The sequence below is a fragment of the SAR324 cluster bacterium genome (genome assembly GCA_015232315.1).
In the GTDB taxonomy this organism is placed as follows: Bacteria; SAR324; SAR324; order SAR324; family NAC60-12; genus JADFZZ01.
In genome coordinates this window covers 1-22,486 of sequence record JADFZZ010000027.1, presented here as the reverse complement: position 1 = coordinate 22,486, position 22,486 = coordinate 1, and the positions used below count along the sequence as shown (strand labels likewise).

21 protein-coding genes are annotated in these 22,486 nt (G+C 46.9%); 13 read left to right on the top strand and 8 right to left on the bottom strand.

Annotated features, from left to right (window positions below; all coding sequences use genetic code 11):
- The first annotated feature begins 5 nt into the window (after positions 1 to 5).
- From HQM11_15915 to HQM11_15900, 4 genes are all read left to right on the top strand, one after another.
- Positions 6 to 1,355: an O-antigen ligase family protein gene (locus HQM11_15915; GenBank protein ID MBF0352518.1), complete on the top strand. Its 1,350-nt coding sequence runs from the start codon at positions 6 to 8 to the stop codon at positions 1,353 to 1,355.
- Between the two features lie 52 nt (positions 1,356 to 1,407).
- Entirely contained in the window at positions 1,408 to 2,613 is a 1,206-nt protein-coding gene (locus HQM11_15910) for a molybdopterin molybdotransferase MoeA (protein MBF0352517.1), read from the top strand.
- A gap of 126 nt (positions 2,614 to 2,739) precedes the next feature.
- Positions 2,740 to 3,009: a hypothetical protein gene (locus HQM11_15905; protein ID MBF0352516.1), complete on the top strand. Its 270-nt coding sequence runs from the start codon at positions 2,740 to 2,742 to the stop codon at positions 3,007 to 3,009.
- On the top strand, positions 2,990 to 3,463 hold the full coding sequence (locus HQM11_15900) for a hypothetical protein (protein MBF0352515.1): 474 nt from the start codon (positions 2,990 to 2,992) through the stop codon (positions 3,461 to 3,463). The genes HQM11_15905 and HQM11_15900 overlap by 20 nt, the downstream gene beginning before the upstream one ends.
- A 75-nt stretch (positions 3,464 to 3,538) precedes the next feature.
- On the opposite strand, the gene HQM11_15895 is transcribed toward HQM11_15900, so the two are convergent.
- The gene (locus HQM11_15895) at positions 3,539 to 4,006 is read right to left on the bottom strand and encodes an 8-oxo-dGTP diphosphatase (protein ID MBF0352514.1); all 468 of its coding nucleotides are present in this window, start codon (positions 4,004 to 4,006) and stop codon (positions 3,539 to 3,541) included.
- 22 nt (positions 4,007 to 4,028) lie between these two features.
- On the opposite strand from HQM11_15895, the gene fliM reads away from it, so the two are divergent.
- Entirely contained in the window at positions 4,029 to 5,078 is a 1,050-nt protein-coding gene (fliM, locus tag HQM11_15890) for a flagellar motor switch protein FliM (protein ID MBF0352513.1), read from the top strand.
- An 8-nt stretch (positions 5,079 to 5,086) separates the two neighbouring features.
- Here fliM and HQM11_15885 read toward each other — a convergent pair whose 3' ends face one another.
- The gene (locus tag HQM11_15885; GenBank protein MBF0352512.1) at positions 5,087 to 5,383 is read right to left on the bottom strand and encodes an integration host factor subunit beta; all 297 of its coding nucleotides are present in this window, start codon (positions 5,381 to 5,383) and stop codon (positions 5,087 to 5,089) included.
- A 261-nt stretch (positions 5,384 to 5,644) separates the two neighbouring features.
- On the opposite strand from HQM11_15885, the gene HQM11_15880 reads away from it, so the two are divergent.
- From HQM11_15880 to HQM11_15855, 6 genes are all read left to right on the top strand, one after another.
- Positions 5,645 to 6,532, top strand: a complete 888-nt coding sequence (locus HQM11_15880) for a response regulator (protein ID MBF0352511.1) — start codon at positions 5,645 to 5,647, stop codon at positions 6,530 to 6,532.
- Positions 6,533 to 6,539: 7 nt separating this feature from the next.
- Positions 6,540 to 7,292, top strand: a complete 753-nt coding sequence (gene bamD, locus HQM11_15875; protein ID MBF0352510.1) for an outer membrane protein assembly factor BamD — start codon at positions 6,540 to 6,542, stop codon at positions 7,290 to 7,292.
- Between the two features lies 1 nt (position 7,293).
- Entirely contained in the window at positions 7,294 to 8,436 is a 1,143-nt protein-coding gene (locus HQM11_15870; protein ID MBF0352509.1) for a tetratricopeptide repeat protein, read from the top strand.
- A gap of 3 nt (positions 8,437 to 8,439) precedes the next feature.
- Positions 8,440 to 9,003, top strand: a complete 564-nt coding sequence (locus tag HQM11_15865) for a hypothetical protein (protein ID MBF0352508.1) — start codon at positions 8,440 to 8,442, stop codon at positions 9,001 to 9,003.
- 94 nt (positions 9,004 to 9,097) lie between these two features.
- Positions 9,098 to 9,487, top strand: coding sequence for a response regulator (locus HQM11_15860; GenBank protein ID MBF0352507.1), 390 nt, complete (start codon positions 9,098 to 9,100; stop codon positions 9,485 to 9,487).
- Positions 9,488 to 10,099: 612 nt separating this feature from the next.
- Positions 10,100 to 11,359: a response regulator gene (locus tag HQM11_15855; protein ID MBF0352506.1), complete on the top strand. Its 1,260-nt coding sequence runs from the start codon at positions 10,100 to 10,102 to the stop codon at positions 11,357 to 11,359.
- A gap of 267 nt (positions 11,360 to 11,626) precedes the next feature.
- Here the strand turns inward: HQM11_15855 and HQM11_15850 are convergent, their stop codons facing one another.
- Positions 11,627 to 14,368 (bottom strand): PAS domain S-box protein, encoded by a 2,742-nt coding sequence (locus HQM11_15850; protein MBF0352505.1) that lies wholly within the window; start codon positions 14,366 to 14,368, stop codon positions 11,627 to 11,629.
- A gap of 436 nt (positions 14,369 to 14,804) precedes the next feature.
- On the opposite strand from HQM11_15850, the gene HQM11_15845 reads away from it, so the two are divergent.
- Positions 14,805 to 15,701, top strand: a complete 897-nt coding sequence (locus tag HQM11_15845) for a hypothetical protein (GenBank protein MBF0352504.1) — start codon at positions 14,805 to 14,807, stop codon at positions 15,699 to 15,701.
- A 165-nt stretch (positions 15,702 to 15,866) separates the two neighbouring features.
- On the opposite strand, the gene HQM11_15840 is transcribed toward HQM11_15845, so the two are convergent.
- The 5 genes from HQM11_15840 to HQM11_15820 form a co-directional block, all read right to left on the bottom strand.
- The gene (locus HQM11_15840; protein MBF0352503.1) at positions 15,867 to 16,871 is read right to left on the bottom strand and encodes an SUMF1/EgtB/PvdO family nonheme iron enzyme; all 1,005 of its coding nucleotides are present in this window, start codon (positions 16,869 to 16,871) and stop codon (positions 15,867 to 15,869) included.
- On the bottom strand, positions 16,868 to 18,709 hold the full coding sequence (locus HQM11_15835; GenBank protein MBF0352502.1) for a hypothetical protein: 1,842 nt from the start codon (positions 18,707 to 18,709) through the stop codon (positions 16,868 to 16,870). The genes HQM11_15840 and HQM11_15835 overlap by 4 nt, the downstream gene beginning before the upstream one ends.
- Before the next feature lie 45 nt (positions 18,710 to 18,754).
- On the bottom strand, positions 18,755 to 19,204 hold the full coding sequence (locus HQM11_15830; GenBank protein MBF0352501.1) for a hypothetical protein: 450 nt from the start codon (positions 19,202 to 19,204) through the stop codon (positions 18,755 to 18,757).
- 144 nt (positions 19,205 to 19,348) lie between these two features.
- Positions 19,349 to 20,401 (bottom strand): sel1 repeat family protein, encoded by a 1,053-nt coding sequence (locus HQM11_15825; protein ID MBF0352500.1) that lies wholly within the window; start codon positions 20,399 to 20,401, stop codon positions 19,349 to 19,351.
- Positions 20,391 to 21,971 carry a hypothetical protein gene (locus HQM11_15820; GenBank protein MBF0352499.1) on the bottom strand — a complete coding sequence of 527 codons (1,581 nt, stop codon included), beginning with the start codon at positions 21,969 to 21,971 and terminating at the stop codon, positions 20,391 to 20,393. The genes HQM11_15825 and HQM11_15820 overlap by 11 nt, the downstream gene beginning before the upstream one ends.
- A 405-nt stretch (positions 21,972 to 22,376) precedes the next feature.
- Between HQM11_15820 and HQM11_15815 the strand changes: the two genes are divergently transcribed.
- On the top strand, positions 22,377 to 22,486 hold a 110-nt coding region (locus HQM11_15815; GenBank protein ID MBF0352498.1), incomplete at its 3' end, for an AAA family ATPase.

Below are 22,486 nucleotides of genomic sequence, written 5' to 3'. Positions count from 1 at the left end.
CCACCATGCCCTCAATCAACGCTGAATCTTCCCGGATATTGTTTCGGGAAATCACCAACAGTTCGTTCTGGAATCGTTTTTTCCTCTATGGGGTGTTTGTTTTCAGCACATTTTCCATTGCAGGCACCGATGCCGCTATTGTGGGATTATATCTGGTCGGCGTGTATAAACTCTGGCGTAATCCCCGTCCGGTTTTATGGAAGCATCCCCTGTTTCTGGCATTGATGGTCTGGGTGCTGGTACAGTTGGTTTCAACGTTGTTGACACCCTACACAACAAGGGTTGGCATGATGCTCTGGAACAACTGGCGGATGTTTCTGCCATTTGCGTTGATGTTTTCACTGAAAGAAGAAAATCATCGCCATGTGATGCAGATTTTCATGTTCTTTCTGACGGTGATCTCTGTGTATGGAATTATTCAGTTTTTTACAGGAGCGGAATGGTTTGATTTCTTTGGAAACAGTCACCCCAAACCATACAAGCATCCCTGTTTTACAACTTATGGCTACACCCCGTTTTTTCATGCCAAGGGCAATTATTCCAACCACCTCACTTATGGCGGCGTGCTTCTGCTGAGTTTCCCCCTGTTTTTTTCACTGGTCCTTCGTCCGGGCACACTGCCCGAGCGGCAGCGGCTCACGATTTCAGGAAGTACCGCGCTGATGCTGTTGGCCATCGTCTTATCACTGGCTCGAAGTGTGTGGATCGGCACCTTTTTCAGCATCCTGCTGCTCCTTTATCATTTTTCAAAAAAACTGTTCTTTTCCCTGCTGATCGGGGTTGGCTCCGCCGTGGTGATTCTTGGTTCAGTGTATCTCAACCAGGGCGAAAAGCCTTCTTCCTCCGATTCGTTCAGTGACGTGGTCTGGAGTCGAATTACCAGTGGTTTCATGCTGAAATACAATGAGGACCGCCTGCTCATGTGGGAATCCGGAATCAATGCGATCAAGGATCATTTCTGGTTTGGAATCGGTTTTGACAATGACCGGGAGGTGATGGACCGCTATCGAACCCCCCTTGCTGAACGGACAGGCCATCGTTTTTTCAACAAGCCCAGTGCGGGCGTTCACAACATCTACATCCAGACCTTCCTAAACACGGGTTTTGTCGGCTTTATGGCCTACATGGCCATCTGGATCACCTGGATCGGACAGTTGTTGGTTCATTACAAAAAAATCACCGATAAATATAACCAATCCCTGATGTGGGGCGTCCTGTCTGCCACCATAGGCTTCATGCTGGCAGGCTTCTTTGAAAACAATTTCCGTGACAGTGAAGTTCAGACGATGGTGTATCTGTTCATGGGGCTGATCTTGCGTCTCATTCATTTTCCAGATTCAAAAGCAAATACGTAAACCCGCCACTGCCAATTATTTATCGGATAAACATCAATCTCATAGGAGCGTCATGCTGCACCCTGATCAGGCACGAAATATCATTCTGGATCATACCCCTGCCGGAAAGACCATTCTGTTACCCTTGAACCAAATTCATGGATTGATTCTGGCCCAAAACCTGACAGCAACCTCTGATTTGCCGTTGTTTGACAACTCTGCGATGGATGGCTATGCCGTTCGGCATGCGGACCTGGTTGAAGCTTCCACAGACCATCCTGTCACACTCAGAAATCGTGGCTTTGTACCGGCGGGTCTCCATGAAACGGAACAACCCGGACCCGGTGAGTGCTACCAGATTGCGACGGGATCTGAAATGCCTCCGGGCGTGGATACCGTCGTGATGAAAGAAAGTGTGACAGTGGCTGGTACAAATATTCAGTTTACCCGCAGTCCCCGCCTGGGCGACAATGTGCGTTACCGGGGGGAAGACATACAACACGGACAGCAGATCCTCAAAACCGGAATGAACCTTGGCCCCACGCAAATAGCGGTTTTGGCCGCGTTTGGTTATGCGGAAGTACCTGTGTTTCAGCCCTTGAAAGTTGCGATCCTGTCCACTGGCAGTGAACTGGTCAATGTGGAAGATCCGTTAGCTCCGGGAAAAATCAGGGATTCCAACAGTCACATGTTCACAGCCTTGGTTGGATCAGAACATTGCGCCGCATGGCGCCTGGGAATTGTTGAAGATCGCCCGGACCTGCTGGAACAGCATTTGAAAAAAGCCATGGACGCTGATATGGTGCTGATTTCAGGTGGAGTTTCTGTGGGCGATCATGATTTTGTGAAAGACACGCTGGAACGATTGGGGGTTGAAGAAATATTCTGGAAAGTTTCGATCAAGCCCGGAAAACCATTCTTTTTTGGCAAAAAAAACGAAACACTGGTCTTTGGCATGCCGGGCAATCCAGCATCCAGCTTTGTGGTCTTTGAAGAATTTGTGCGCCCTTCCATCCGGAAACGGATGGGCCGAACGCCTTATGTGAAACCGCTCGTACCAGCCGTATTGACAGAGCCTGTCAGGCATCGGGCAGGCCGCCAGCAATACCTGCGGGCATGGCTAGACCGGGACTGTGTTCCGGCACAGGTCCGACCAATGGCCAGTCAGGGATCTCACAGTCTCAATTCCCTGAGTGAAGCCAATGCCTTGATTGTGGTTGAATCCAATTCACCGGAAATGCCTGCGGGAACCGTTGTTTCGGTTAGACCTGTTTCTTAATGCGAGAGCACTCCCGTGCTCAGTCATCTTCCAAATTATGAAGATGCTGATTCACAAAATTTATGATATTTTTATCATGAAATCATTGTAACATTGACCATAAATTCTGGAAATGGAGAGAATATTATGCAAATCCATGAGTTAGTGATTGAAATGAAACTGATCGAGCGCCGTCTGACACTCTATGAAGAAAAATATGGAATTCTAAGTGAAGATTTCTATACGGCACTCATGTCCGGCCAGTTAGAACGATATGATGAGTATGATGAAACCCGTGCGGATTTCAGCCGCTGGAAAGGTATTTATGAAACATGGTTACGACGGAAAGAATCCTATACTCAGCAATTCAAACAACACGACGTAATAGAAACCTTACGTGTTCAACCTGTATATTGATATGGAGAATCAGAGTCTCAACTCTCTGGCAGATTACAGTCTGTTTATTACAGAACTGCTCCATCGTTCATCCATGCAACGTTCTACCATCGTGGTTTGGTCGGACAGCCCATACACAGGAACAGCGGAAGGCGAGGTGTACTTTGCCTACGGAGTACGCCTGCGAATGCGGGAAGAACTGGATTTTGACGCCGGTTTGATTACGGCTTACGGATATGAAGTGTATCACCAGGAAAACCGATTGTATTGGTATGATGATTTCCCACATCCCCATCATCCTGATTTAGCCTCAACATTTCCCCATCACAAGCATATACCACCTGACATCAGGCATCATCGCGTTCCTGCGCCAGAAATGAGCTTTTCCAAGCCGAATCTGCCAGTGGTGCTTCAGGAAATTGAGGAAATTATTGATGCTATTTCAAGGGGTTTCATTCGGGAAACCCAGTCTTGAACAAAGGAATCAGGAATTCAGGGTACGGGAACATGGAACAAAAAATAACATTGAATACCATGAAAAAAGGAAGGCTCAATCCTTGCTGAAAGAGGCTTCAACCAGTGTCTGTCCACGATAAACCAGTTTGCCATAAAAAAAATCGTTTTCAAAAATTCTGGGCGTGAACAGCCGGTCACCTTCCCACATGGGCAGTTCAATCAGCTTTTGTCTGGGCACCCAGTGGAGCGTTCCTTCCACGGACACGTCCAGCAGTTCACCGGAAAATTCTGTGGCATGAAATACAAAAACATGCCATTCATCACCAAACGGGGAATCACCCAGATCAGGAAAAGACAGCACGGCTTTCATTTTCGGATGCGGAACATGCAGTCCGGTTTCTTCCAGCACCTCACGGATCGCTGTTTCATCAGGTGCTTCATTGCGTTCAAGTTTTCCGCCTGGCGCAAGCCAGAAGCCAAGGTGCTCGTCGTGTTTCTGACGATGGATCATGAGAACATGACCGTCAGAGCGTTCAATATAGACAAGAACTCCAAGTTTCATAATTTCCTTCAAAGGAGGCGTTTTGGTACAGCTATTGACTCAGAAAGAAGTAGATTTACTGCTACGTGGAATTCCTGAATGGGATGTGGAGGAGCCTGAATTTGAGGCCTCACCCATTGCGCGGAAACTCCCTCCACAGGAATCCCCTGACGGTATTGTGAAATATGATCTGGCCAGTCATAACCGGATTATTCGTGGCCGGATGCCCGCACTGGAAATGGTTTACAGTCGCTTTGCCAGAATTTTCAGGCAAACGCTGTCAAACCACCTGCGGCGACCGATACACATGGAACTCCGTGCGACAGAACTTGTCAACTTCAAGGACTTTCTCAATTCAGTCTCCTATCCGTCATCGCTCAACCTGTTCCATTTTTCTCCGCTCAAAGGCACAGGGATGATGGTGCTGGAGCAAAAACTGGTATACACCTTCATTGACATGCTGTTCGGGGGCTCAGGAGAATTGCACATCCAGTCTGTCAAACGGGATTTTTCTACCATTGAACTCCGGATGATATCAAAAGTCATTCATAGTGGACTGGAAGATCTTCAGAGTGCCTGGAAGCCCTTTATCCCTCTGCGTGTCAAGTTTTCCAGGGCTGAAACCAATCCTCAGTTCACCAATATTGTGCCTGACTCAGAAGTGGTGGTGGTGACAACGTTTGATGTGGAAGTGCATCAGACCCCCATGACGCTCAGCATCTGTGTTCCTTACAGTATGCTTGACCCCATACGTTCTAAATTGAACACGACGTTCCAGAAAGAAAATTCTGAAACAGACCAGCTCAGTCTGACACGCCTGTCAGAAAATGTTCTAAACACCAAAGCAGACCTCCGAGTGTTTCTCGGGCATGCCAAAATCAAGTTGCGGCATTTTCTGAATCTGGATGTAGGGGATCACCTGGTATTGAATCAGGGCGTAGATCAACCGCTGAAAGTGCTGGCCAACAATATTCCGAAATTTGAGGGATTTCAGGGGGCGTTCAATGGGCATCTGGCGATCCGCATCAGCAAGATGCTCTTCGAACCCAGAACATCCGCATTGCTGTTTGAAGAAGAGGAAGCCCCCAAATAATGATCAGTTCAATCCTTGATAGGACCCCGAACTTCATTAACCCGTTGCTTCAGGTCTTTTCCGGTACGAAACACAGGCAGTTTTTTGGGAGACACCTCAACTTTGGTTCCTGTTTTGGGGTTTCGGCCCACATAACCTTCGTATTTTTTGAGGATGAACGAACCGAACCCACGGATTTCAACACGTTCGCCAGAGTTCAGGGATTCTTTGATGTTGTCAAAAAAAATCCTGACCGCTTTATCCGCCAGTTGAAGGTTGTTATTGTTTTTTTCTGCGAGTTTCTCAATCAATTGAGATTTGTTCATAAATATCCTGAGACAAGAAAGATGTTATCTGACACAGAACTCCTTTTCATTAAGAAATTCCTGTTTGAATGAAACATAGGATGAAATCGTAGCAAATTTCAAGAGATGTATTGATTTTAATCATAAAATTCTCTTGTTTTCAGGTTGAGATAAAAATCTTGTATTCCCCGATGCTTTTCGTTACTGTCTGAATAAAGCTGACAAAGTGGCTTTTTTGCTCAAATTTCCGTGGTTCTGATGATTTGTTGATGTTGAGGTTGCATGCATATCCTGATTGCCGATGACAATGTTGAAGTGCTGGATACCCTGGCGAAATTTCTGGAGGAAAATCAGCATACTTACGAACGGGCTGTTGATGGAGTCGATGCCCTGGAAAAATACCAGAAAGGCCATCATGACGGGGTTTATGCCGGCTTGACCATGCCTAAAATGGGGGGAATTGAACTTCTCAAGGAATTGAAACGGCTCAATGCGCATCTTCCCTTTGTGATTATCTCCCGCCATGGAGATTCCGATAATATTTTGACCTGCCTGAATCTTGGTGCCTGTGATTTTTTAACCAAACCTCTCAAAAACAGTGAACTGAATCAAAGCGTCAATCGTGTTAAAAGTTTGATGGACGATTCCCGGTTCAGTGTTTACTGCCTCGAAAATTCTGTTTTCGAATCCCGCACCCTGGAAATCGGCAATGATTTTGAATACATCAACAAGATTGTTTCCTTCATCACACGAAACCTTCCGTCCTATCAACTGCTTGAAGAAGAAGATCTGTTCACCATGAACATTATTCTTTCAGAAGCCGTGGAAAATGCCATGTTTCATGGAAACCTTGAAATTTCTTCCGAGTTGAAAAAAGAAAAATTCGAAAAATTCCGGCAGGAAGGCGAACGCCGGAGAGTTGAAGAGCAATACAAGGCCCGCAAAGTTTATATTCATACTGAAATCACCAGAAACTCTGTCAAATATGTGATTCGGGATGATGGCCGTGGTTTTGATTATTCTTCCATTCCAGACCCCAAAGATCCTGAAAATTTGTTCAAGGTCAGTGGTCGTGGTATTTTGCTGATCATGAATTTCATGGATGAGGTTTTCTGGAACGAACGTGGCAACGAAATTACGATGGTCCGCTATAAAAAACGAACCAGTTGAAGCTGTTATGACCATCAATTTCACACAATTGAAACGTCTCATCTACTGTACCAGCCTGATTTTTCTGCTATCCGCCTGTAGCGACACCAAGGAATCTGTCAGAACACCTGCTCTGGAAATCTACCAGGCGGGTATGATGGCTTTTGACGATGAATTGTATCAGGAAGCGGAAGACAAATTTAAAAAGGTGACTGAAGAGCATCCCGGGACACAACTGGCAACCCTGGCTTATTTGAAAATGGGTGATTTGAACTTTCGCAGAAACCGCTGGATTGAGGCCGAAAGCGGTTATCGGATGTTTCTGACGCTCAATCCCAACAGTCATCTCACACCTTACGTTCTGCATCAGTTGATTTCCTTGAATTATCAACGAAACTTTACAGGCGTTTTTTTCAGAGAACGTGAATATGACAGGGACATGGAACCCAATCGAAGGCTGATTCAGGATTATCAGCGGTTCTTTTTGTTATATCCCAACAATATTTATCTGAAAGATGTCTATGCGTATCTGCTCAAGTCCAGAGCTGATCTTGCGGAATATGAGTTTCTGGTTGGGAATTTCTATTTTAAAAATGAAGCTTACCATTCGGCCATACACCGTTATCGGTATCTGCTTAAGTACTTTCCGGAGTATCCCCGGTATGATGAAGTCGCGCAAAAACTGATTGAGGCCTATTATAAAAACCAGCAACCCCATCTTGCCCGGGAAATGGAAAACGTTCTCAAGCATCACAAACAGGAAAACCACACACAAAGTTAATATGGTTCATGTTTACAGAAGGCTGATAATCCGGGTTTTCATCAGCATGATGCTTCTGTCATCGTGCTCGTCATTCATACCCGAAGCTCAAAAAGCAGAACAAACCGCACCAACCCCTACGCCTGAAGAAACCGCCTTGAAGCATTACCAGGAAATGCTGGAACAATTGCAGGTGGACTATGTTCAGTTGCGGGATGATGTTCAGCAGGTAGACCAGCAACTCGCTGAACAAACGGCAAGACAGATGGAACAGCAGCAAACGCTGGATGATCATCGCAAACAATGGGAAACCACGTTTTCGCTTCTGGAAAAAGCCATGGAAGACCAGCTTCAAAAACTGGAAAAAAACGTGGATTCGCTGAAAAAAGAGCTTCAGGAAATCAACAGCACGATGGAATCCTCAGCAACGCGGAAACAATCAGCCCCTGTTCAACCCGCACCGCCTTCTGAGGGACCAGCGGTCGTGGAATATTCGTTGTTTCCTGAAAAACGAAAGGAAATGGCGGTCCAAAACGCACAGAAACAAAACGCAGGCAACGTGTCGAATGGCGATTTGGTCAAACCCATGCCGCCTCCGCCTAAAAAAGAAGTGGTCGATAAAACACGTCCGGCAGAAGAGATTCCACCGCCTGTCATCCTGGCAAAACCCTTGAATGATTCCATGTCCATGGCGCCTGAATCCAAACAGGAACCGTTCGAGGACCCTGATCTCAACGAACCGGAATCGCCGCGGGAACTGAAACGCGTCAATGGCGTGAAGCGGTTGTATAATCAAGGCATGGCATCCATCATACAACGCGATTACGACAAGGCGATTGAGGTGTTTCAGAATTTCACCAGTCAGTTTCCTGATGATCTGGATAGTGACAACGCCTGGTACTGGATTGGACACGCCTGGTTCAAACTGGAAAAACTGGAGGCCGCAGAAAAAGCTTTCAGGGAAATTCTCCGACAATATGAACACCGTCCCACATCGCAGGGTTATAAAACACCTGACGCGATTTATATGCTGGGCCAAATTGCCGAACAACAAGGGAAACCCGAAAAAGCCCGCTATTATTATAAACAACTCCTGGAACGATTCCCCGATTCCGCTGCTGGCAATAACGCTGAAAAAGATCTTCAACGACTTGAACGGCAATAGCTTATGGCTACAAAACAAAGTATTAAATTTCGTGTGAAATATCTGGGCTCAGACAACATTGATTCGCCTTGGCTGGCGCCCTCCACAAAAGAATACAAACATTGGGTGGTCGTTGTCCAGAAACAGATGGGGGCCGATTATCAAAAAATGTCAAAACTCATCAGCCTGGTGCTGAATCATGTGGAAGAACAAAAACAGATTCGACGGATTTTACCAAAATCGGAATGGACGCTTGCCTGCCAGATTGAAGTGGTCACCCAACAATCGCACAAGCATTATCTGCTGATTGTCGGCGCGGATGTCGTGACAAAATCAAAAAGCATGGCCTATGGCGCGGGCACTGACGCCTATGACTACAGCAATCAGTTTTTTGTCGTAGGAGCCAGGGAGTTGCTACAGGAATCCCGGTTTGGGGCCCCTGTTAAAACACGGCTGGTCAATGGCAATACGTTCCATGAATTTGATGCCAGGCAACCCGCGGTTTATGCGCTGGGACTCAAACTCATCCGGATGCTGATGACCCAGGAAAATATCCAGAGCGATGATGAACAGTTGTTAAGCGAATGAAATCCTGCTCATCATGATCGAAGCAACAAGAGAAAATTGAATTCAGAAATCTGAAAAATTGTAGATCACCAACTAATCATAATCTGGAGGAAACGTGTCCGACAAAGATATCAATATTCTGGTGGTGGATGACATTGAGAATATGCGGAAACTTATTGCAAGCATGTTGTTCAAACTCAAATATTCACACATCACGACCGCGGCCAATGGCCGTGAGGCCTGGGGGAAAATGCAGACTGCCAATTTTGACCTTGTGGTCGCGGATTGGAATATGCCGCAGATGAGTGGACTTGATTTGCTCAAGGCAATCCGGGCTGACCCCAAAATGCAGGATATCCCGGTGTTGATGGTCACGGCAGAAGCTGTAAAGGAAAACATTGTCGCCGCGGCGAAACACAAAGTAAATGGCTACATCGTCAAACCCTTCAGTCCTGCCACGCTTGAAGAAAAAATTCAGGACATCATGTCAAAAATCAAAAAATAATATCCCATGTTCTGTTTTGTGCAGAATCAGCAGGAAACCCGGCTTGGGGATCCTGCCAAAGCAGAAAAAGATATTATCGTTTGTCGTGCTTGTGGCATTAAACTCAGTGAGTCCAGGCATCTCGTCAGTATTCAATCGCCATCCCCTTAGGAACATTCAAAAAATAACAGGGAATACTTCTGGTTACGAACATCCCGTTCGTAACCGTTCCATGACCCACCTCCGGTGGGTGCGAAGCAGAGCTTCGCCTGGTGGATAACGTGCCCCACGGGCAATGTCGTCAACTTAGAAATTCTTCGCTGGATAATCCCCCTTTACAAAGGGGGCATGGGGGATTTAACACTCAGAATTACATCCCCCTATCCCCCTTAAACCAAGGGGGAATTGAAACACAGCACCATTCAGAATGCTTAAGTTGATGACATTGGCCCCACGGGACGTAGGGCACGAGCAGAAAACTTCAAATTTCAATAACTTACTAAAAGCTGAAGGCTGATAACTGAAAACTTACAACTCTTGAGGTAAAAAGATCTTTACGAATTTGTCTTAAAACGTCATAGACAACAAGAACCTTTCCCACAATCCCTCAAACTTGCGAAGAGTGATGCGAACATGAACAAGAATGCGATAATTCTGTGTGTGGATGATGAACAGATGGTTCTCAACTCACTGGACAGCCAGCTACGCAAAAAAATTTCAGGCTATGTGTTTGAATTTGCGGAAAGTGCTGAAGAAGCACTGGAAATCGTGGCGGATCTGCGTCCGGAGGATCATTTGGCCATGGTGATTTCGGATCAGATCATGCCGGGTATTTCCGGAGATCAGTTGTTGGTCGATCTTCACCAATCCCATCCTGACGCCGTTAAAATCCTGCTCACCGGCCAGGCCGCTCTGGAATCAGCAGTCAATGCCATCAACAACGCCGACCTGTTCCGGTATCTGAGCAAACCGTGGGATCAGCAGGATCTGGTTTTAACCGTGGAAAAAGGCTTGAAACAATACAACATGCATCGCACCTTGCAAAAGCAGGTTGAAACCTTCAAAAAGTTTGTTCCCAGACAATTTCTGGGACGCATTGCCAGAGATGGCATGGAAAACATTGAGGTTGGACATGCGGAAATGGATGTGATGAGTATTCTGTTTGCGGATATCCGTTCGTTCACGCCCTTTGCTGAAACAATAAGCCCGCAGGAACTGCTGAATTTTCTCAATGCCTATTTTCGTCGTATGAATGTGCCGATCCATGAACAACGGGGATTCATTGACAAGTTTATCGGCGATGCGGTGATGGCCGTCTTTGAACGGGATTCCGGATCGCCCGCAAGTGAGGTTTTCAGAGCGGTTCAGTCTGCGCTGGATATGTTCAGGGTTCTCGAAACTTACAACATTCACCGCAAACAATCGGGCTATGTCCCCATCAGGATCGGGATTGGTGTGCACCGCGGGCCTGTCATTGTCGGAACGGTAGGTTCCAAGGACCGTATGGATTCGACCGTTATCGGCGACACCGTCAATATTGCCGCCCGGCTGGAAGGTTTGACTAAAATTTATGGAGTCTCTCTGGTGGTGAGTGAACCGGTCATTGAGGAGATCCGTAGTGAGCCCTCTTTTTTGTTCAGGGAACTCGACTGGGTTTGTGTCAAAGGGAAAAAGGCACCGATCTGGGTTTATGAAATATTCAACCCGGATCCTCCTGAAATCAGGGACTACAAATTGAAATCAAAACAACTCATGCGGAAAGGCATAGAAGCGACTCATCGTCAGGAATGGGATAACGCCATCGCGATTTTCCGGAGTTTGCTGAGGGAGTGCCCGCAGGACAATGCTGTGGCCTACCATCTTCAATGCTGTGAATCACAAAAAAACAGATGATGTTTCTTTTTGGCTATAACCCTGTCCTGGATTTGTTTCCCGATCAGGGTTTTGTGCTGTAGGGGCAGACCTGTGTGTCTGCCCGGGATCAGGTTCAATATCAGGACTTACCTGTGAGAAAATCCCCCTTTTCAAAGGGGGTTGGGGGATTTAACCCTCAGAATTACATCCCCCTTACTCCCTTAAACCAAGGGGGAATTGATTCGCAATACCATTTTGGATACTTAAGTTGATGACATATTGAGACCAAACCCGGCAACCCCATCCTCAAGATACCTGATCCAGCAACTGGCGAAGTTTGGCGAACAGAATTTTAAAGCTGATCGGTTTAGACAGTTTCAGCGAGATACCCGCAGCCTGAACCTCCTCCATGTCCATGGTATCCGCCAGTCCAGACATCATCAGGATCGGGATATCCTGGCGGATTCTTTTGATTTTCCGACTTAACTCCAGGCCATTCAATACCGGCATGTCAAAATCAGTGATAAGCGCATCGAAACTGTACGGACTTTTTTCAAACAGTGTGATGGCCTCAACACTGCTGTCAACCGTAATGACCTCATAGCCTTTCTTGCTCAAGCCCTCCTTCAACGATTGAATAATAGTGATTTCGTCATCCACTAACAGAATTTTTTCTTTTCCGGAAATATCAACAAATTCATCAGTGACTGTTGAAACGGTTTCCGGAAGAGCGGTTCTAAAAAACACAGTGAACCGTGTTCCCTTGCCAACTTCGCTTTCCACTTCAAGCAGTCCGTTCTGCCTCATGACAATCTTCTGCACAATCGAAAGGCCAAGTCCCGTTCCTTTGCCCTGGGGCTTGGTTGTAAAGAAGGGATCAAAAATATTTTTCATCACATCAGGCGGGATACCGCATCCTGTATCCTGCACTTTGAGAACCAGATAATTGCCATTTTCCGGAAGAGCCGGGGTCGTTTGCCTGGTGCAATGGCGTTCTTGCAGTTCAATTCGCAGGATCCCGCCTGTTTGTTCCATGGCGTGTGCGGCATTGGTACAAAGGTTTATCAGAATCTGCTGCAACTGAGTCGGATTGCTCCTGATCATGGACACAGGACTGTCATGCCGGATCTCAATTTTTATATTTTTGGAAAACGTGGCCATCATCATTTTTGTGGATTCCTTGAAAATCGGCAAGGGATCCATCGCGGTTATATCCACATCATCACTGCGACTGTAATTCAGAATCTGACTCACCAGATCCGCGGCTCGCAGGCCGGCCTTTTGAATTTCCTCCAGAAATGAAAACTCCGGAGTGCCTTCCTTAATCATGCCGGACAGGAGTTCCGAATAGCCGAGGATGCCCATCAGCACATTGTTGAAATCATGCGCGATACCACTGGAAAGCAACCCGAGGGTTTCCTGTTTCTGCATCTGCCTGGCGAGTTCTTCTTTTTTGCGACGGTTGGCCTCTTCCTGCATAACCTGGGTCAGATCGGTGATCATGGCAACCACTTTTATCACTCCCCTGATCCTGATGACAGACGGTTTAAACGAAACCATAAAATTGGTTTTATTATTCCTGGTCATGATCAGTTTTATCGGCTCTTGCTGATAGACCCCTGTTTGTATGTGGAACTGCAAGTTTAGAATTTCCGATTTTTCCGCCACTAGATCCATGATGGACCGGGAACTGGAACGGGGAAACTGATAAACATGGAATAACCCCAAGGCAGCATGATTCAGGTCTTCAAGCGGGGCAATCTGGAATAATTGCAAGGCGGCCTGATTCATGTCTTCAATTTGCAGGCTCTTCAAATCAAACACGATGATCGCTTCAGCGACATTATCAAAAATACTTTCAAATTTCTTGCGATTTTCCAGCACGGCCTGTTCCAATTCATGATAGGGCCCGATATCCCGTACAACCAACACCGTCGAACGGTTTTCAGCAGTACCGAAAGAATTGATGGTTATTTCAGCAAGAAATCGTGTTTTGTCCTTGCGGATGCCGGTGAGTTCATAACTGTTATCTTTTGAATGGAACAATATGTCAGACAGGATGGACTCTGATGGACTCATGGCTTCCAGTTGCTCAATCTGAAGTTCATGAGAAATGATGGTTTCATAACTCAGACCTTGCAGTTCATTCCGTTTGTAACCAAACAATTGTTCCGCGGCACGATTGAACATCATGATTTCATGGAGATGATTGGTCAGGATCATCGCGTCCGGAGAATTTTCTAAAAACGATATCAGTTGTTCCTGAGCCTTTCGCTGTTCAGTGATGTCCTGAGCAAAGCCGGTTTTTTTGATGATTTTCTGATTTTCGTCTCTTATTGTTTTGCCTTTAAGCCTCAACCAGATTGTTTGTCCATCGCCACGAATATGTCTGAACACAATATTGATGGTGTCGCCTTCAGAACCTAGAAAGTCATTTATCCGTGGAATCACAGAGGCTTTGTCCTCAGGATGCATCATAGACATGATAGTTTCCACGGACAGTGTGTCTTTATCCAGATAATGGAGTTTCCACCACTCATCAGATCCTTTGAATTCCCTGGTGCTTGGGATAAATTCCCATGCTCCCATCCCTGCCAGAGTCTGAACTTCAGCCAGATTTTTCCTGGTTTCAAGCAGTTGAGATTCTGCCTGCTTGCGTAGCGTGATGTCTTCACCAACACTGATCAGACCAGTGATATTGCCCTGGTGATCTCTTAAAACGTCATTATGCCAGCCAACGATCACCTCGTTGCCCTGTTTGGTCCGGATTCCATTTTCATAATAGCGGACTGGTTCAACATTCCCCGCCATCAAACTGGCGAAAGTTTGTTGGACGCCTTCCATGAAGGCTTCCGGAACAAACAGTTCAAACCAGTTCTGATGAATCAGTTCTTGCGCGGTATAACCCAGCATTTGACAGCCGACCCTGTTGATCAGATGAATTGAGCCATCACGATTCAACACAACGAGAATTGTAGGCATGATATCCAGATATTCCTGAATCCACGGCAGTTCGCTTTCCCTGTCTATTTTCAGACACTTGTTCATGGCATTTCCTTCAAAGAAAAAAGTAGACTGAACACATTTTTTAAAAACCATAACAAGTCAGGACTATGAAAACAATGATTTTCTTCGGAAAATTCGGAAAAATACTGAATACCAGCGAGGTAAAAGTGAGCGCTTGCAATGCCTGTGAAGCAGGCATATATGGTGAGAATTCCTGCAAAAAAAATGGTTGCTTTAAATTTTCTGGTGACGGCAACCGAATCAAACCATCGCACGGTGTCATTCCGTGCTTGACACGGAATCCATCGGCGCACTCCTGGATCCCCGTTTTCCCGGGGATGACATCGTGGAGGGCCACAGGAGTTCATCACCAAATTATTTACAGCGGGAAAAATGTCCACTTGCAGAAGTATTCAATCCACGTCGGAAATACGATTCCGCAGGAAATCGCAAATGTTCCGACCTTCCTGTTAAATGTATGTCATGCATCCTCCGTTGCCTGTGTTTGATTGTCACTGCCGTTTTAATAGCCTTTGCCGTTCAGGCGGAACAAACGATTGTTGCTGTTTTCGGCAACAAATCGACAACCAGTCCCTTTCCCTTTCAAATCTCAAGACGTCCGAACGATGCTGTCACCGGTGCAGAATTCGCTGAGATCACCAGAGATATGCTGGCCTCCGAACGGCAACGCAGGGCACTGGTGGAACTGAGACAGGGAAACCTTCCGGGGTTCATGAGAAAATTGAAACCTGTAGGTTTTAACTACATCACACCGGAAGGCGCAACTCTCACGGCCATCATCTGGGTCATGCCTGATTATCTGGCCATTGGCAGTGACAAAGATTTTCTGAGGATTCCGCTGAATTATAGCACAGCCATTGAAATTGCCGATGACCTGGGCTTCATTTTGCCCACACCCAGGATGGTCGATATCATTTATGAACAGGCGACTTGTCAATTGAAACCACAAACCATGAAACCGGGACCAAGGATGCGCTCCATTGAATATTATTGGCAACACCAGCAGGACATCAAGGCTCAGAGGAATAAAGAAGGTTGCGCGTTGGGAGAATTGACAGCCGGACACAAAAAGGACATTGTCTTGACCAATTTATTGAATAAACGTCCGGGAAGGATCGCCATTTATGGCTGGCAAAAACCGGATGGGGTTCCGATTCAACCACTCAGTACATTTCATGGCGCGGAATACGCGGATTACAGCCATGGAGTCCGGCTGGTCTATCAAACCATGTGGATCAATGACAAAGCTTACAACATCAGGGATGTTCTGAAAAATCCCCTGTTGGCTCCGGTTTTGAGTGATGAAGGAATCATAACGCATCTGGATCGTATGCTGACCGTTCAGCGGCGGTAGGTAATTGTGGCCTTAGTCATCGTTTAGCCAGTGAGTGGCGAACCGGGCAGGACGATACCGGGAATGGTAGCCCAATGTCGTCAACTTAAGCATTCTGAATGGTGCTGAGTATTAATTCCCCCTTGGTTCAAGGGGGTTAGGGGGATGTAAGTCTGAATAAAAGTTTTATAGCGTTTTACAGCAACGGAAACCCAGATGGTAATTATGATGGCTGTCGGGGTCCATCACTTTTGAGCCATGCCAGAAAGGAGCACGCCAGCGGCACCAGTCTTCATGGGCTTTGTATTTGTCAAAAATAAACCAGCTTCCTTTCATTTCTGTATATCCCAGTTGGGTGCTACCCTTGCTACTCATCTGCTGTTCCGCAAGAGGCAGATTCATGTGTTCTGCGGCATTGCCATTGAGATCATACACCCCCGAAAGACTTTTGCATTTTGCAAAAAAACCCGTGGGATAGGTGTTGGAGCCACAGGTGTTCCATTGTCCGCCCTCGCATTTTTCATCCTTGACGCTGTTTGCGCCGCAGATCCCGGTCTGATATTGAGAACCATAGCTCCAGTTTTTATGTGGGCCATGTTTGCGGTTATGCGCTTCCCGCATCTGCCGGATGGAGGTTTCCAGAGTCTGTTCCTTGACCAGATCAAAACGATAATCCGCGTCTTCCAGGGCGCCGGCACAGGCACCTTCCCATTCATGGGCATCGCACAAGCGTTTGCCCATTGCCGAACAGATTTCAGCGGCTTCCTTTGCGCGTACCCAGACGACGGGGTATTCGCAGGGGATATCAGGAAACTCAAACTGATCCACACAGGCTTTTGCCTCCTCTGGTCTGTTTTTAGAGGGATCATATAACGGCGCCATGTAGGGCGACCCGCAAATTTTCTCAAATTCGGGATTTTCATAGATCAAGCCTGAATCTTTGCGCTGTTGTTCACATTCAGACCGTGTCACAGGGTGATGGGTGATGGCAGGATTTCCCTGACTCAGGACAGGAGATCGGAAAAAAATATGACGCAAGGCGGCTGTTTGCGACTCATTCAAATGGTGGCTCTGTTGTATTCGCAGAAACAGTTGTTCCTTTTCGGCTGTCACCGCAATTCGGGATTGTCCCGAACATAATGAGGCCGTCAGAAAAAATACCAAACAAAAAATAAGAATATATTTACTCATGGTGACACCGTCTTCCGGAACATATAAAAAAAATCACGATTGTCAGAAAAACCGATAAACCGTGGAACCGTCTGTCCCTTGTGCGATTTATCCAGCACATCCATGCCCTTGATGAGATGCTGGACTTCAAATTGTCCATCTTTCAAGGGATAAACCGCAAGATAGGTGTGTTCCAGCGCATTGATATCCAGTTGCATGGCATAGTTGACCTGATACGCCTCAAACACTCTTGCCAGGGCCGAAGTTGTGGCTCCGGTAAACAATCCATACAGCAAAAATCCTTTTCCCTTATTGGGCTGAAATCCCAGTCCGGCTCTCAAGGTGCGGAACCGTTGTTCTGCGGAACCAGACCAATTTCCCTGCCCCCAGTTTTTGACATACGCTCCCGGTTTGATGTTGCCGGTAGCATCCTGATCAATCAAGGGAACACCGTTTTGACGGGCATGACGGATGGTTGGCAGAAATTGATCTTCTCTTGCCGTCCATGTTTTCAAGGCAACCTGACCATTGTTATAAACTACCACGGTGGCCAGGGAGGGTTGCAATTTGCTCAAAATGACGCCGTTCTCGATAAAACCATAGTGATGGCCATGATTTGTTTTAGCCAGTTCGCCCCATTTGAATGCGCCATGCAAGCGTTTGAAGCCGCCAATAAACGTGGCAACTGTCTGTTTCACCCTGTAGGGAGGAACTCTGCCTGTCATAGCCAGGGGTGCCACCGTTGCGATGCCATCTGGTCCGGGCAGGGAACGTTCCAGCACCTCGTCCTGCACACGTTCTGACCAATCCACACGGGGATGTTCGGTCCCCATTGCAAATCCCATTTCCAGTTGATTCAGATCAAAAGCCACCATATAGACCAGAGCCTCATTTTCGATTTCATCCAGGGGATTGGTCAGTTTTTTTTGCTTTTCAAGGATGTCTTGGGCCACAAGTTGAGGCTGAACAACACTCAGGAAAACACCGGGGAGATCCTGCACAGGATACCACGCTCCAACCAGCAGTTCAGAGCCTGTCATGGCACTCAACCGCAAACCACGTTCAGGAGCGTTCAGCAGGTACCCCTGATAGTCGGGATTGATTTTTGGAGGGAGCGGCCCCGACGGCACGATAGACACAAGCTCTCCAGCTTGGGATTCGATGACTTTTGAGGTCTGGAGAAACGCATCCTGATAAAACTGATTTTTGACAAACCGCACAATTTCTTCACCAGCCCAGACATTATTTCTCAACCAGTCTGTCACGATTTCCAGATTGGTTTTGTTGCCTTCTGTTTTATTCCGCAAATACACATTGTTTCCACACAGTCCCTCATAGGCCCGATTACGCTTTATCGCGTTTGCTAATTCAGAGCCGGAAGCGGAGTTCCACAAATCACAAGAACATTGCTGGCTGGCTGTCTGGAACTGGAACTCCGGAGGATTTGCGGCGAGCAGTTTGAAGAGCTGTTTTTTTGGAAAGGGATTTTCAAGATGATATTCCTGGATGGAATCATCGTTCCATTTAAGTTTGAGGACAAACCAGATGTTGATTACGGGGTTGAGATTGATCAGGGTGGCAGTGCCCTGTTTTCCCTCAACCGTGTTTATCGCAAGGGTTTGTGTCTGGCGAACCGGCTGTAGCTCAAGGATGGTTTTAGAAGTCTGGCGTTGATATTCCTCCCAGGAAACAGGCAAACCTTGTTCATTGCGGAGTTGTTCCAACTGTTGCGGAAAATCAGTTTCAGCCACTGCATGGCATTGGACAGATTCAGCGGCAAGAAGCACACCGGAACGCAAATTTAGAATTCCGGTCAGGACAATAAAAATGGTAATGAGAGGTGTTGAGAATAAACGCATAATTGAACGCAACCAGAGGATGCCTATTAAATATTTTTACGAGTGTCACTGCCTGACAATATGACTGGCAATCTCGTTCAACCGGGCATCTTCCCGGAGAAACTGAACCTGAATTTTGGCCAGTTTCAGCACTTCTTCAATAAATGGCGGGTCCAGTCCCAGGCGATTTCCGGCGATTTTCAGAAATTCTGCTTCATTTCTGGAAAATTTTTTATCCACCACCGCAACGACAGACAGGGTTTTTAGCATCTGATACGCCAGCAATCCTGAAACATTCAGATTTTTCATCGGTGGCAGGCGACGGTCACGCACCAGTTGAATGATCTGTTTGATGGTGTCAGGATTTTTGACAAACGCAATCGTGCTTCCCAGATACTCCAGTTCGCTGGCGTCCACGACGCCGTCTGAAACAATCAATCCTGCCATGGCAATGGCCAGCCATGTTTTTTCATCATCTGACAATTGTTCAAGCCATGACTCATCAACCTTGTGCATTGTACCTCTTCATTCATTGGTGATTGTGAAACTGCCTGCTTTTTTCAAAGTGAAGACAGAACGTTGAAAAAATTCTGACCCGCTGTTCTGTAGAGACGCGCTATAGCGCATCTCTACGTGTGTCCGTCAGATACCCCTTCGTTGTTATTCCCCTGACTTTTGTGAGGCTCGCTCATACCAGCGCATGGCTTCCTGCTGATTTTTTTCGACACCATAACCATACATGTACATATACGCCAGCCTTGAAGCCCCGTAAGGATTGCCGGCTTCAGCGGATTTTCGATACCACTCCACAGCTTTGATGTCATCCTTTGAAACCTCATAGCCCATTTGATAACAATAACCAATGTAGGCAAAGGCCAGGGAATTTCCCTGATCCGCGGCTTTCAGAAACAACGACAGTGCGGTCTTTGGATCTTTTTTGACAACATAGCCATTGAGATACATATAGCCCAGATTGCTCTGGGCGTCCGGATTGCCTTGATCGGTGGCTTTGATGTACCAGAATAATGCCTGCGGATAATTGAGTGTGACGCCATTGCCATACTGATATAAAACGCCCAGGCTGTTTTGTGCTTCCGGATCGCCTGCCTGTGCGGCGAGTTGATACCACTTGAACGCTGTTTCTGATTCCCGCGGAACACCGAGTCCGTTCAGATAAAGATAGCCCAGTTTTTTCTGTCCTTCCACAACACCTTTCTCCGCGGCGCGCTGATACCACTTTGCGGCCTGGGTGTAATCCTTATAACTTTTCTTTCCATAAAACCAGTCGTCTCCTTCCTGAACCAAAGGATTCACTGATTCTGGCGCGTTCCGGGCCGACTTGAGTGACACATTCACAGCGTTCATCAAGGCTTCATTCAATCCCAGAATTCCTGTTTTGGGCGATGTCCCGGAGGCCTGAGTTTTACCGCTCAAGGTGAGGGTTGAGCCTGAAGCGGTGCTGTCAAACTCGACGCGGTACACACATTGGTCCTGTTTGATTTCAGCGGCGGCAGTCACAGGTTTGACCGGTCGGATATTTTCACTGATCAGTGCGACAGCCATCATTTCCACCACCGAACGCTCAACTCCCTGTGCTTTGTCAACCAGCACAAAACAATCTTCCGCATACAACGATGATCCCGCGACAATGAGGCACACAACGCATGTCCATAGTCGGTAAAGAATTCCTTGATAACAATGATCAGTCCGCATGATTCCGCTGATAAAGGGTGATATTTGCTTCAGGCCAGGAACGATAAACACGGAATTGTCCGTAAAAACCATGTTCCCTCAGCTTATGCCAGAATTGTGCTTTTGTCACATATTCCGGAGTTTGCGTGTATATTTTTTCAGCAACGCCCTCTTTTCTCAACAAACGGAGATAATCATCCGGCAGTAGCAGAAATTCAGGCCTGGTTTCACGAATCACGGATTCTGTGGGTTCCATGCCCAGCGCCTTTGGAAATATGGAGCTTTCAATAAACTGTAGCCGTGGGCTGAGAATAACCGCCTCGTGCGGAACCAGATGCTGAATTTCGTTCATAACCTGCCTGATTCCGGCAATTTTTTCTGACATCTGAAGTCTACGGTCAAAATCACGCTGGGTGTGTTTGGCTTGTTGCTGCAATCCAAGGATCAGCAACAGGAGGATCATTGCCTGAAGCCCTTTGGGCCATCGCGAATTTCTGGCCCGGAACAACCCCGTTGTCAGCATCAGCATCAAGGCGGGAACCGCATGTGTCACGTATCGCGCGATCAAAACATTCACACTCAGAATCACATGCCCCATACTGACACAGACCCAGAGAAGGCTACCAAAAAACAGGGCATTTTCAGGTTTGTCCAGCCAGATTCGAAGATTCCATGACGTGCGGTAACACTGGAACAGCATCCCTGCGATAAAACCTGACAGCAGCAGTGAATACGGGATTCCCAGGAGTTCATTGGACGTGATATATTCCAGCCATTCCGTCACGCCGAGATGGTTCATGGATTGAAAATTCCGTTCGGATTGGATGCCCTCCCACAGACGTTGCGGATGCAACAATTGCCAGGGCGTGATCAACAGCAAACCACCAAGAAAGATTCCGAGAGCACCCATACCCCAGGTTATGACAACCTGTGCTGAAGTTTGACGACTTTTCCAAAGTCCGGTGAGTCCAATGACCGCCATCCATGGAATCAACATCAATGCCTGAAGTTTGCTTCCAATAGCGAGTGCGGACCCGGCGGCCATCCATCCCAGATAATGAAATCGGGGATTCCGCAGATAAAAAGCTCCTGACACAAGGGCTATGGTGATTCCTGCCAGCATGGGTGGTTCCGGGTGCAAGGTCACGGCAAAGAAACGTATCCAGCGATGGGTTCCTGTCAGCAGGACTGCGACCAATCCCCAGCCCCAGTGCCCGAACAACCGCCAGACACCCAGGAAAACAGTCCCTAGCATCAAGATGGAACATCCCCAGGACGTGATGCGGGAACCCGTGATGACAGGATTCATTTCAGACAAAGGCCACCATTCCACAACAGTTGTAACCAGAAATGACAAATTGGGATATCCGCCGGTATAGGCGGGATGCAGCAGTTCCAGAGTCTTTTCAGATTTCATTTTTTCCAGAGTGCGAATATGTCGGCCTTCATCAGACCACAGCACTGCCGCTTCATGCGCGTTCCGCACGTCCATGGTCAGAACAGGCCATGAGGCCCATGTCCACAGGAAAAGAAATAACGCCAGTATCAATCCTGAAATTTTACTGTCGGCCTGAGTGACCAATAGCGGCATGGGGAGGAGTCCTGAAATTTTGTTAGCTGTGCAGGTATTTTTTTAGCCACGAAGTATACGAAGAACACAAAGTAAAAAAGGGAATATGCACCAGAAAACTTGAAAACCAGGGTTTCACGGAGGACTTCATTTATATAAAAAACCTTTTTTTCGTGTTCTTGGCGTTCTTGGTGGCTCATTTTCAAACCACCTGCACAGGTGGAAAACTTTTGATCGGGTACGTATTTGCCTGTTGATGATTCACGTTGCGGGCAAACGATACATGAATCCTGTTTCGTTTTTCAAGATGTAACACTCTTGACACACCAAAACCTCATCTTTTGCGGGAGAACATTGCTTGCGCTGTTCGGGGGTTAAGGTTACAAGAGGAGTATTGATTCATTCTCAATCTGATCAGGAGGTTTCATGCTCAAACCCGGTGTTCGCAATATCGCTTACGGTGCGTCCGACTTTGAACGCATCCGTAATGAAAACCGCTATTACGTTGACAAAACACAATTCATTCCTGTCCTTGA